Source organism: Streptomyces atratus (genome assembly GCF_014648655.1).
GTDB lineage: Bacteria > Actinomycetota > Actinomycetes > Streptomycetales > Streptomycetaceae > Streptomyces > Streptomyces atratus.
This window is the reverse complement of record NZ_BMRN01000041.1, coordinates 1-11,992: the sequence shown is the minus strand read 5'-3', so window position 1 is coordinate 11,992 and position 11,992 is coordinate 1. Positions and strand designations below refer to the sequence as shown.

Annotated in this window: 10 protein-coding genes; 3 read left to right on the top strand and 7 right to left on the bottom strand. The window is 69.7% G+C overall.

Annotated elements, in window-relative coordinates:
* Window positions 1–137: 137 nt before the first annotated feature.
* The 4 genes from IEZ15_RS35530 to IEZ15_RS35515 all read right to left on the bottom strand — a co-directional run bounded on the left by IEZ15_RS35530 (window position 138) and on the right by IEZ15_RS35515 (window position 3,142).
* Window positions 138–1,328, bottom strand: coding sequence for a lipid-transfer protein (locus IEZ15_RS35530; protein ID WP_189281026.1), 1,191 nt, complete (start codon window positions 1,326–1,328; stop codon window positions 138–140).
* The gene (locus IEZ15_RS35525; protein WP_189281025.1) at window positions 1,325–1,822 is read right to left on the bottom strand and encodes a Zn-ribbon domain-containing OB-fold protein; all 498 of its coding nucleotides are present in this window, start codon (window positions 1,820–1,822) and stop codon (window positions 1,325–1,327) included. Before IEZ15_RS35525 ends, IEZ15_RS35530 begins: the two co-directional genes overlap by 4 nt.
* A 49-nt stretch (window positions 1,823–1,871) precedes the next feature.
* Window positions 1,872–2,219 (bottom strand): Mpo1-like protein, encoded by a 348-nt coding sequence (locus tag IEZ15_RS35520; RefSeq protein WP_189281024.1) that lies wholly within the window; start codon window positions 2,217–2,219, stop codon window positions 1,872–1,874.
* Window positions 2,220–2,335: 116 nt separating this feature from the next.
* Window positions 2,336–3,142: a M15 family metallopeptidase gene (locus IEZ15_RS35515; protein WP_189281023.1), complete on the bottom strand. Its 807-nt coding sequence runs from the start codon at window positions 3,140–3,142 to the stop codon at window positions 2,336–2,338.
* 56 nt (window positions 3,143–3,198) lie between these two features.
* On the opposite strand from IEZ15_RS35515, the gene IEZ15_RS35510 reads away from it, so the two are divergent.
* A complete protein-coding gene (locus tag IEZ15_RS35510) occupies window positions 3,199–3,741 on the top strand; it encodes an NUDIX domain-containing protein (RefSeq protein WP_114248878.1) in 543 nt (180 codons plus the stop codon).
* Between the two features lie 36 nt (window positions 3,742–3,777).
* On the opposite strand, the gene IEZ15_RS35505 is transcribed toward IEZ15_RS35510, so the two are convergent.
* A complete protein-coding gene (locus IEZ15_RS35505) occupies window positions 3,778–6,129 on the bottom strand; it encodes a glycoside hydrolase family 31 protein (RefSeq protein WP_189281022.1) in 2,352 nt (783 codons plus the stop codon).
* Between the two features lie 223 nt (window positions 6,130–6,352).
* Between IEZ15_RS35505 and IEZ15_RS35500 the strand changes: the two genes are divergently transcribed.
* Together IEZ15_RS35500 and IEZ15_RS35495 are read left to right on the top strand one after the other, a co-directional pair.
* Window positions 6,353–8,329, top strand: coding sequence for an acetoacetate--CoA ligase (locus IEZ15_RS35500; RefSeq protein WP_114243412.1), 1,977 nt, complete (start codon window positions 6,353–6,355; stop codon window positions 8,327–8,329).
* Between the two features lie 67 nt (window positions 8,330–8,396).
* Complete coding sequence (locus IEZ15_RS35495; protein ID WP_189281021.1) at window positions 8,397–9,332, top strand: DUF8829 domain-containing protein; 936 nt, start codon at window positions 8,397–8,399, stop codon at window positions 9,330–9,332.
* 62 nt (window positions 9,333–9,394) lie between these two features.
* Here the strand turns inward: IEZ15_RS35495 and ptsP are convergent, their stop codons facing one another.
* Both ptsP and IEZ15_RS35485 read right to left on the bottom strand, forming a co-directional pair.
* Window positions 9,395–11,065 (bottom strand): phosphoenolpyruvate--protein phosphotransferase, encoded by a 1,671-nt coding sequence (gene ptsP, locus IEZ15_RS35490; protein WP_114243410.1) that lies wholly within the window; start codon window positions 11,063–11,065, stop codon window positions 9,395–9,397.
* A 76-nt stretch (window positions 11,066–11,141) separates the two neighbouring features.
* Window positions 11,142–11,591 carry a PTS sugar transporter subunit IIA gene (locus IEZ15_RS35485; protein ID WP_189281020.1) on the bottom strand — a complete coding sequence of 150 codons (450 nt, stop codon included), beginning with the start codon at window positions 11,589–11,591 and terminating at the stop codon, window positions 11,142–11,144.
* Window positions 11,592–11,992: the final 401 nt, after the last annotated feature.

The window sequence follows — 11,992 nt, the reverse complement described above, 5'->3', positions numbered from 1 at the left end:
CGGGCCGCGCGTCGTTGCCTGACCGCGCATGGATTTTTCACCCTGTGTGAGGGGTCGTCAAGGCTGTTGACAGCAAGCGCTGTTCACGACGGGTGCGGTACAGGCCGTCGCGCACTGCACATCGGCCGGGAAATCGCTCAGCGGACCGCGACGACTGCGGAACCATGGCCGAACAGCCCTTGATTCGCAGTGATCCCGACCCGTGCGCCCGGAACCTGCCGTCGGCCCGCGGCGCCGCGCAGCTGCCAGGTCAGCTCGCAGACCTGGGCGATGGCCTGCGCGGGCACGGCCTCCCCGAAGGAGGCGAGTCCGCCGCTCGGATTGACCGGGATACGGCCACCGAGCGCCGTCGCCCCCTCACGTACGAGTTTGGCGCCTTCACCGGCACCGCACAGCCCGATGTCCTCATACCACTCCAGCTCAAGAGCGGTCGACAGGTCGTACACCTCGGCCAGGGACAGATCCTCGGGCCCGACCCCCGCCTCCTCGTACGCCGCCCGGGCGATCGAGGCGCGAAAACTCTCCGGGGCCGGCTCCACGGCGACCGCTGAATCGGTCGCGATGTCCGGAAGGTCGAGTACGGCCTTGGGGTAGGTCGGCGTCACGGTGGAGACGGCGCGGACACGGACCGGATTTGTGGCCCCGTGACGCCGGGCGAACTCCATGCTGGACAGCACGAGCGCCGCCGCGCCGTCGGACGTCGCGCAGATGTCCAGCAGCCGCAGCGGATCGGCGACCACGGCGGAGGCGGCGACCTGTTCGGCGGTCACGGGCGCGCGGTAGCGGGCGTGAGGGTTCAGCGCACCGGCCGCCGCGTTCTTCACCTTGACCAGCGCGAAGTCTTCCGGGGTGTCTCCGTGCACGGCCATCCGTCGACGGGCGTACAGCGCGAAGTACGCGGGGTTCGTCGCGCCGAGCACCCGGAAGCGCAGCCAGTCGGGGTCGTCCGGCCGGTCGCCGCCCGCCGGGGCGAAGAACCCCTTGGGTGCGGCGTCCGCACCCACCACGAGTACCACCTCCGCCAGGCCGGCGAGGATCTGTGCCCTGGCAGTGTTGATCGCCTGGGCACCCGACGCACATGCCGCGTACACGCTGGTGACCCTCGCCCCTTGCCAGCCGAGTGCCTGTGCGAACGTCGCACCGGCCACATAGCCCGGGTAGCCGCCGCGCACGGTGTCCGCGCCGACCACCGACTGCACGTCCCGCCAGCCGATCCCCGCGTCACCGAGCGCCGTCCGGGCCGCCACCGTGCCGTACTCGACGAAGCTGCGCCCCCACTTGCCCCACGGATGCATCCCGGCGCCGAGGACGGCCACCTCCCCGGTCATGCCGCACCGCCCTGGGCCCCGCCGGTGCCCTCGGACGGTACCGGCCGCCAGTGCCAGGTCGTCCACACCGGGGCCGAATCGGTCCCGGCGGCGGCGCCCCCGATCAGCACGCCCGGCGCCACCTCGACGGTCATTCCGACCGCCAGATCCGCGACGCCCACCCCCGGCGCGGCCTGTCCGAGTACCACCATGCGCTCGGCCGCCAGCTCGACGGCCACCAGCGTGTACGGCTCCCAGGGCACGTCGGGGTCGGAGAGGTAAGGGGCGGGCGGCCGGTAGCGGCCGTCCGTGTACGACCAGACCGTGCCGCGCCGGGAGAGCGGAACTTCGGTCAGCTCACCGCCCGCGCACTGCGGATTGCGGCAGAAGACGTCCTGACGCGGGAAGAAGACCGACGAGCAGGCAGAACAGCGGGTGCCCAGCAGTCGGAAGTCCTCGTCGGTGCTGTCCCCGGTGAACCATCCGGCCACCACTGGTGTGCGCGTCTGTGGCAAAACCCCTCCCCGGTAGGAGATCTGACGGTACGTCAGAAGTGTGTCACGGTCAGCGGCTGTCGGCGAGCCACTTGGCGGCGGTTTCTGCCAGCTCCCGGTCGCGGCCCGCCAGCATCATCCGGATCATCTGTACGTCGCCGCGCAGTGACCAGGCGGGGTGCCCGAAGGTGGCCGGATTGTTCTTCTCGATCAGGAAATGGGCGGGCCAGGCGGTCCCGTACCCGATCAGCGGCAGTGCGGCCGCGTACCTCTTGCGTCCCCGTGCCAGGCCGTACGCGGTGACCGCGAGGCCGGTGAGGGTGCCCGTCAGATGGACCCAGCGGGTGGCGGCCCTGGAATGCATCGCGACGTAGTAGGGCCAGAACTCTTCGTATGAATCGAACGTCTGCTGTGACATACGGGCACCGTAATGGCTTGAGCAGCAACCGGAAACGGTCGATCCGCGTCCGAGAGGAAGGACGGGCGGCCGGAACCCACGGGGGTGGTCCCGGCCGCCCTTTCTCCGCGCCCGCGTCAGTGCCCTGCGACGGACCTCCTGGCCACCGGGAAGTCGAAGTAGGTGTCGGGGAACAACTCGGGCTTGAACGTGTAGTGCCACCATTCCTCGGCCAGATTCACAAAGCCGGCGTCGGTGAGTGTCTTCTTCAGAAACTGCCGATTGTCCCGCTGAGTTCCCTGGATGCGCGGGTCGTCGGTGTGCGAGAGCGTGTCGAAGCAGTCGAATCCGGTGCCCATGTCCACGGAGTTGTCGGGGAAACGGTCGGCCTGGGGCGCGTAACAGGGCACCTGCTTCCGGCCCGGCAGATACGGCGCGGTCGGCGCGGCGGGCAGTTTCACCAGCGTCAGGTCCACCGTGCTGCCGCGGCTGTGCCCGGACTTCTCCGCGATGTAACCGTCGGCGAACAGTCGCGTCTTGTCGACCCGGGGGTAGAACTCGCCCTTCATGGACTCGTCGTCGAGATCCTTCGCCCACCGCACGAAGTGGTCGACCGCCCGCTGCGGCCGGTAGCAGTCGTACACCTTCAGCGAGTAGCCCTGCTTCAGCAGCCGGGTCTGCGCGCGGTGCAGGGCCCGGGCCGCCGGCCGGGTCAGGATGCAGAGCGACTGGCGGTAGCCGTCCACCGGTACGCCCATGAAGTTGTGCGCGGTGGGGTAGCGCATCTCCTGGATGATCGTGGGATCCACCGCACGCAGCGCGACGAACTCCTCGGGGGCTTTCGGCTCGGGCCGCGCCTGCGCCACGGGGGCGGCGGCGGTGACGGCGAGCAGGGTGGCGGCAGTGGCTGCCAGGACACGGAAAGCGGAAGCGATGCCTGTCATGAGCACATAATCCAGTAGTGCGGGGGGCCTGGCAGGCGATCGGATACAGTCCGCGCGTGCCTGCGTCCACGAGCAACCCCGACAAGCCGGTCAAGGACTCCCACTGCGGCAGCTGCGGAGCACCGTACTCCGCCTCGCTTCCTCCCACCGCATGGCCCCGCACCTGCACCGTCTGCGGCGACACCGCCTACCGCAACCCGCTGCCGGTCGCCGTGGCCCTGCTCCCCGTCACCGACCGGGACGGCACCGGACTCGCCGTCATCACCCGCACCATCCCGCCCCACCGCGGCGGTCTCGCCCTTCCCGGCGGCTTCATCGACCACGACGAGGACTGGAAACACGCAGTCGTACGTGAACTCCGCGAGGAGACCGGCATCGAGGCCGACGAACAGGACGTCCGCCTCGCCGATGCCCTCAGCGCCCCGGACGGCCACCTGCTCCTCTTCGGCCTGCTCCCGGAACGCCCCGCGGCCGGCCTCCCGCCCTCCATGCCGACCGACGAGACCTCCGGCTTCCAACTGCTCCGCAGACCCACCGAACTGGCCTTCCCCCTGCACACCCGGGCCGCCCGCACATGGTTCGAAGGCGGCTACCACTGACCGGCCCGACGGCCCCTTTGCACACCGCGACCCGGCCTACAGCCCCCGCACGCGCACCGGGTGGTTCACCGGCCCCTCCTCGCCCTCCCGCTCCACCCGAACCTCGCCGTCCACCAGCCGCGACGTATACCGCTCGACCTCCGCCCGTTCCCAGCCGTCACCCGCATCCCGGACCACCAGACCGCCCCCACCGCGCCCCGCGGCCGGAGCCCACACCTCCAGTTCCACACCGCCGTCCGCACCCCGCACCGGCAGCACCGAACCCGCCCGTGCCAACACCGGCACCCGCGCCAGCGGAGCATCGAGCAACACCTGCCCCGGCCCCTCGTACACCTCACCCGTCGCCGTGTCGTACCAACGCCCCCGCGGCAACCGCACGGCCCGGCGGTCCGCACCACGCTCCAGCACCGGCGCCACCAGCAAGGCGTCGCCCAGCAGGAACGCGTCCTCGCACTCCCGCAATGCCCGCTCACCGGGTGCACCCCACCAGAGCGGTCGCACATACGGCGCACCGGTCAGCCGGGCCAGCTCAGCCAGCGTCACGAAGTACGGGTGAAGCCGCTCCCGCTCCACCAGCGCGGCCCGCGCATGCTCAAGCACCTGCGGTCCGAACTCCCACGGCTCCCGCCGTCCCGCGTCGATCGCCGCATGGGTACGGAACAACGGCAGATACGCACCCAGCTGGAACCACCGCAGATACAACTCCGGCGACGGCGAGCCGTCGAACCCACCCACATCCGGCCCCGAATACGGAACCCCGCACAGCCCCAGCCCCAGCACCAGCGCCAACGAGGCCCGCAGTCCCGGCCAGCCGGTCTCCACATCACCGGACCAGGTGCCCCCGTAACGCTGCATCCCCGCCCAACCGGAACGCGAGAACAGAAAGGGACGCACATCCGGCCGCAGCCGGCGAAGCCCTTCGTACCCGGCACGCGCCATCGCGAGCCCGTACACATTGTGGGCCTCGCGGTGATCACCCCCGCGGCCCTCCAGAGAGTGCCGCGCCGACCGCGGCAGCGTCGGATCCCCGAACGCCGCGAACGACACCGGCTCGTTCATGTCGTGCCACACACCGGAGAACCCCTGCGCGAGCCGCTCCTCATACAGACCGCCCCACCACTCCCGCACCTGTGGATCGGTGAAGTCCGGATACACGCACTCACCCGGCCACACCTCCCCGCGCACCGCCCGGCCCCGCGCATCCCGGACGAACGCCCCGCCGCTCCCGACCGCCCTACCCGAGTCGAACACCGCATCCCCCGGCTCCGCCTTCACCGCGGGATCGACGATCGACACCAGCCGCACCCCGTCCTCCCGCAACTCCTTCGCCAGCCCCGGCAGATCGGGAAAACGCTCACGGTCGACGGTGAACACCCGGTGTGCGTCGTAGTGGTCGATGTCCAGATGCAGTACCGACAAGGGCAGCCCCCGCTCCCGGTACCCGGCAACGATCCGCCGCACCTCCTGCTCGCTCCCGAACCCCCAACGGGCATGCTGCGGACCCAACGCCCAGGACGGAGGCAGCGCGGGCGCACCCGTGAGCGTCGTCCAGCCCTGCAGCACCCGGGCCGGCGTACCGGCCATCACCCAGCAGCGCAGCGGCCCCCCGTCCATCCGCACCTCACACATCCCCGGACGGTCATGGCCGGATCCCGCACCCTCCTCGCCCTCGCGCAACGTCACCCGCCCCGACCAGGTGTTGTCGTGGAACACCAGATGCGTCCCTGCATCGGATACCACCATCTGCACCGGCATCGTCAGATACAGCGGATCGTCATCCGGCCCGAAGCGCCCACCCGGATCGGTGTTCCACAGCCCGTACACACCGTCCCGCAGTCGCGGCCCCGACGCCCGTCCGCCGAGCCCGAAGAACCGGGCGTCCGCCGGCACCTCGGATCGCTGCACCCACCGAGCGCCACCACCCGCCACCGGCTCCCACCAGCGCGGCGGCAACTCGCGCCGGAGCACCACCCCGCCAGGAGTACGCAGTTCCACGGCCCCGTGCCGCGACACCGCAACGGTCAGGCGCTCCGAGACCACCTGCCAGCCGCCGTCCTTGTCAGGTTCCAGCTCGGCCCGCGGATCCGCCTCGGGCACCGCACCGGCCAGTGCGTACGACGGCAACGGCTCCGCGCCGTCCCAGCCCCAGAACACCGCACCGCCCACCGCCACCCGGACCCGCAACTCCGAACGTGCGAACCGCACCACACCACCGCCCGGCCCCGGATCCGCCCCGACCACAAGTCCCGGCACTCTCGCCCGCTCCGCACCGCGCCGCGGCAGCGCCCGCGCATCCGCATTCCGACGCCGCAAGGAGGAGCGCACCGTGCGCAGCCCCTGCACCGAACCCACCATCTTCACCGAGCGCACCAGGTCACGACCGTTCATGCAGTTCACCCTGCCACCCGACAGGGCGGGTGCGGGCTTCGTTCAACTTCCGTTCACCCGTGGCCGGACCACATGTCCGGACACGCGACCATGGGTGGCGAACCCTGGTGCGAAAGACGATCACATGACATCGTCCGTAAAAGCCGCCTCGCGCGCACGCCCCAGCACGTGTGCGCGCGAACCACGCCCACCCCGCGTACCCGTACAGCCAGGGAGCCGCCCCATGACCTCAGCAGCGAACGAAGCCCCCCTCTGGCAGCCCGACGCCGAGCGCATTGCCGCCGCGGCAGTCACCCGCTTCCAGAGCTGGGCGGCCGAGCGGTACGGAGCACCGGCCGATGGCGGCTATCCGGCGCTGCACCGCTGGTCCGTCGACGAACTGGACACTTTCTGGCGGGCCGTCGCCGACTGGTTCGACGTACGGTTCTCCACCCCGTACGAGACCGTCATCGGCGACCGCACCATGCCCGGCGCCCAGTGGTTCCCCGGTGGCACTCTCAACTACGCCGAACACGCCCTGCGCACTGCGGAGGACCCCCTGCGCGCAGACGCACCCGCCCTGCTCCACGTCGACGAGACCCACACCCAGGTCCCCATCTCGTGGTCCGAACTCCGCCGCCGGGTCGGATCGCTCGCTGCCGAGCTCCGTGCCCTCGGCGTCGAACCGGGCGACCGTGTCAGCGCCTACCTCCCCAACGTCCCCCAGGCTGTCATCGCCTTCCTCGCCACCGCGGCCGTCGGTGGCGTCTGGACCTCCTGCGCCCCCGACTTCGGCGCCCGCAGCGTCCTCGACCGCTTCCAGCAGGTCGAACCCGTCGTCCTCTTCGCCGTCGACGGCTACCGCTACGGCGGCAAGGAACACGACCGCGCCGACACGGTCGCGGAGCTTCGCCGTGAACTCCCCACTCTGCGCGCTGTCGTCCACATCCCGCTACTGGGCACCGAGGCCCCGGAAGGTGCCCTCGAATGGTCCGCCCTCACATCCGCGGACACCGAGCCCGTCTTCGAACAGGTCCCCTTCGACCATCCGCTGTGGGTGCTCTACTCCTCCGGCACGACCGGACTCCCCAAGGCGATCGTCCAGTCCCAGGGCGGCATCCTGCTGGAACACTTCAAGCAGATCGGCCTGCACTGCGACCTCGGCCCCGACGACCGGTTCTTCTGGTACACCTCCACCGGCTGGATGATGTGGAACTTCCTCGTCTCCGGCCTGCTCACCGGGACCACACTCGTGCTGTACGACGGCAGCCCGGGCTATCCGGACGTCAGCGCCCAGTGGCGCGTCGCCGAACAGACCGGAGCGACCCTCGTCGGTACCTCTGCCGCCTATGTCATGGCCTGCCGTAAGGCCGGCATCCACCCGGGCCGCGACTTCGACCTCTCCCGCATCCAGTGCGTCGCCACCACCGGCTCCCCGCTCCCGCCCGACGGTTTCCGCTGGCTCCACGACGAAGTCGCCGACGATCTCTGGATCGCCTCCGTCAGCGGCGGCACGGACGTCTGCAGCTGCTTCGCCGGCGCGGTCCCCACCCTCCCCGTACACATCGGCGAACTCCAGGCCCCGTGCCTCGGCACAGACCTCCAGTCCTGGGACCCCGCAGGCAAACCGCTCATCGGCGAAGTCGGCGAGCTCGTCGTCACCGCACCCCTGCCCTCCATGCCGATCCGCTTCTGGAACGACCCCGACGGCAGCCGCTACCACGACAGCTACTTCGACATGTATCCCGGTGTGTGGCGCCACGGCGACTGGATCACGATCACCGAACACGGCTCGGTCGTCATTCACGGCCGATCCGACTCCACCCTCAACCGCCAGGGTGTACGCATGGGCTCCGCCGACATCTACGAGGCCGTCGAGCGGCTCCCCGAGATCCGTGAATCCCTCGTCATCGGCATCGAGGAGCCCGACGGCGGGTACTGGATGCCGCTCTTCGTCCACCTCGCCGACGGGGCCGCGCTCGACGACGACCTGCGCAACAACATCAAGCAGACCATCCGCGAGAACTTGTCCCCGCGCCACGTCCCGGACGAGGTCATCGAGGTCCCAGGTATTCCGCACACCCTCACCGGCAAGCGCATCGAGGTTCCGGTCAAACGCCTTCTACAGGGCACGGCCCTGGCCAAGGCGGTCAATCCCGGCTCGGTTGACAACCTCGAACTCCTCCGCTTTTACGAGGACCTCGCCCGCAAGCGTGCCTGACCGTCCGCATTGTCAGTGCCCATGATTACTCTGAGTGAGAAATGATCGACAGCGCACTGGGGGAATCATGGCGCACACCAGGAACACCAAGCACGCCAAGCACAGCGCGACCGCCGGGTACAGCCGCTCCGGCACATCCATGCGACGTACGCTGCGCCGCGAAGCACCCAGCACCGTCGGCCTCCTGGCCGACGAGCAGGACTTCGCGGCGATGCAGTGCTACCGCACCTTCACGTTCGACGACCACACCGTCTATCTGCAGCAGGTCGAGGGCCTGCTCAAAGCCCTGGCAGCACAGGGCATGCACGCCACGGTCGCTCTCTTCGACCCGGAGGAGTACGCGGAATTCTGCACCGAGTCGGGAATCGCTCCCGACGCTCCCGCCAGCCGCAGCCGCTTCACCGCCGAGATCGCCTCAGCCGGGGCCACCGTCGCGTACGCAGGGCAGCCCATCGACACCCTGATCCCGCTCCTGGTCAGCCGAGCAGTCCGTCAGGCCACCTGGGAGTACGCCACGATGACCCTGGCAGGCCTCGGAGACTGCGCGGACTGCGGCCAGGACATCGGCCGCGCCGCCTTCGACAGGGCCTCCCACCTGCTGCTGCGCATGCTGGAGACGGCAGGCCCGGGCACCCACCACCTCGTCTGCAGCGCCCCCACCGAGAACGAGCACCTGCTCGCCGTCCTGCACACCGAGCGCGACACCGTGGGACCGGCCCGCCTCGAAACGGCGGAAGGAGCCGAGTTCGTCACGGTGCTCGCAGTCGGTATCGCCCTCGAAAAGCCCGGGGGAGTCGTACTCCGTACGAGCAACCCCGGCACCCAGGACCGGGTCCACGGCTGGCGGCTGCTCCGCGGCAGCCTGGTTCCGCTCACCGCCGGTGAGGTCTTCAGCGCCTACTGCACCGACGCCGACACCGGCGAGCCGGTCGCCCCGGAGTCACATGTGGAGTACCGCGCGGGCTTCGACCTGGGCGCGGACGAACCGGAAGCACACCACTGACAAGCCGAAGGGGCTCCCTGCCGCCATCGGCAGGGAGCCCCTTCACCACAGACGCCGCAGGGCTACTCGCCCGACAGCACCGCCTGAGCCGCCACCCGCGCCTCTTCGGCGGAGTCCGCCGCACGCGCGGCGGAAGCGGCACGCTCGCACTGTGCAAGCGTGTACTTCGCCAGCGTGGCGCGGACATAAGGAATGGACGCGGCCCCCATCGACAACGACGTCACACCCAGCCCCGTCAGGACACAGGCGAGCAGCGGATCGGAGGCGGCTTCACCACAGACACCACAGCTCTTGCCCTCCGCCCTGGCCGCCTCGGCCGAAAGCGCCACGAGGTCGAGCAGCGCAGGCTGCCACGGATCCTGCAGCCGGGACACCGCACCCACCTGACGGTCGGCGGCAAAGGTGTACTGCGCGAGGTCATTGGTGCCCAGCGAGAGGAACTCCACCTCCTGCAGGATCGAGCGCGCCCGCAGCGCCGCGGACGGAATCTCGACCATCGCGCCGAACTTCGCCCGCAGCCCGGCCTCACGGCAGGCATCGGCGAAGGCCTTCGCATCCTTACGGTCCGCCACCATCGGAGCCATGACCTCAAGGTAGACAGGCAGACCCTCGGCCGCCTTCGCCAACGCGGTCAGCTGGGTCCGCAGAACCTCGGGGTGGTCCAGCAGACTCCTCAGCCCGCGCACACCCAGCGCCGGGTTCGGCTCGTCCGCCGGTGTCAGGAAGTCCAGCGGCTTGTCGGCGCCGGCATCCAGCACCCGCACCACGACACGCCCTTCGGGGAACGCCTCAAGCACTGCCCGGTACGCCGCGACCTGCTTCTCCTCGGACGGTGCCTGCTTGCTGTCGTCCAGGAACAGGAACTCGGTACGGAACAGACCCACGCCCTCGGCACCGGCCTCGACCGCCGCCGGCACATCGCCCGGCCCGCCGACATTGGCGAGCAGCGGGACCTTGTGGCCGTCGGAGGTAGCGCCGGGACCGGTCGAAGCGGACAGTGCGGCCCTGCGCGCCGCAGCGGCACTCTCCATCTCCGCACGCTTCTCGGCGCTGGGCTGGACGAAGATCTCACCGGTGCTGCCGTCCACCGCGATGACCGTGCCCTCGGCCAGTTCACCGGCACCGGGGAGCGCCACCACGGCAGGCACACCGAGCGCCCGCGCCAGAATCGCGCTGTGACTGGTCGGCCCACCCTCCTCGGTCACAAAGCCGAGCACCAGAGCCGGGTCGAGCAGCGCCGTGTCGGCGGGCGCGAGATCCCGTGCGATCAGCACATAGGGCTCGTCGCTGTCCGGCACACCCGGCATCGGCACACCGAGCAGGCGAGCCACGATCCGGTTGCGCACGTCGTCGAGGTCGGCAACCCGACCCGCAAGGTACTCCCCGGCGTTGGCGAGCAGAGCCCGGTACGCGGCGAACGCGTCGTAGACGGCGCGCTCGGCGGTGCTGCCGACCGCAATGCGTCGATCCACATCAGCCATCAGCTCGGGGTCCTGAGCCATCATGGCCTGGGCCTCGAGCACATGCTGGGCCTCGCCACCGGCCAGATTGCCGCGCGCAATCAGATCGGCCGCCACAGCCTCCACAGCCTGGCGAGCACGCCCCTGTTCGCGCTCTGCCTCCTCGGCCGGAATCTGCTTGGCCGGCGGTTCGAGTACCGCCGTGCCCATATGACGCACCTCGCCGATCGCCACTCCATGGCTCACACCGACGCCTCGCAGCGTTGTCTCCATTTCACCCGTCCCCGGTTGTGCGGCGGCCCGTGCCTCCGCGGTGGATATCCAGTCGGCTTTCACTGCGCCGAGTCCGTCACTGCCAACCGAACAACGTGTCGCCGATCTTCACGTCCCCGTCCTCGCGGACGTCGGAGAGGGAATCAGCGGTGGCCTCCAGCGCGACGATCGGGCACACGGGGGACTTGCCGGCCGCCTCGACGCCCGCAGGATCCCAACGCACGATGCCCTGACCGCGTGTGACCGTGTCCCCCTTGTTCACGAGCAGCTCGAAACCCTCACCATTGAGTTGAACGGTGTCGATGCCGAGGTGCACGAGAACGCCGCGCCCGTGCTCGTCCACGACGACGAACGCGTGCGGGTGCAGGGAGACAACGATGCCGTCGACCGGCGATACGGCCTCGGACGGCTCGCGTACGGGATCGATGGCGGTTCCAGGACCCACCATCGCGCCGGAGAAGACCGGGTCCGGTACCGCAGCGAGCCCGATGGCACGTCCGGCAAGAGGGGACGTCACAGTGGTCATGGGGAACCTCCCAGGGGTGGAGCTTGAATGGCGCCGTCACAGCTTGTGTGCGACGGCGTACTGTTCAGCAGGGTAAGTCATAAGAAGTTCCGGTTCCGCGTAAGTCCTGACGGTTCGCGGCCCTAGAGGGGCACCGGAAACGATTTGCCTCAACTCCCGCCGCCCTGTACTGTCGTGCTCCTGCCTGGCCCCAGCACGACTTTAAGTCGGGGGTCGGCGGCGACTTTTAAGCCCTGACTCTAACTCGGATCGGCACCTGCATGCCTGCAGGAGGTTGGTCAAGGGAAATGAAAAGGCCTGATAGAGTCGGACTCGCCGGAAAGGGAAACGCGAAAGCGAAGAACTGGAAAGCGGCCCCGCTTCGACCGGGAATCGGACACGAAAGAGTCTGATAGAGTCGG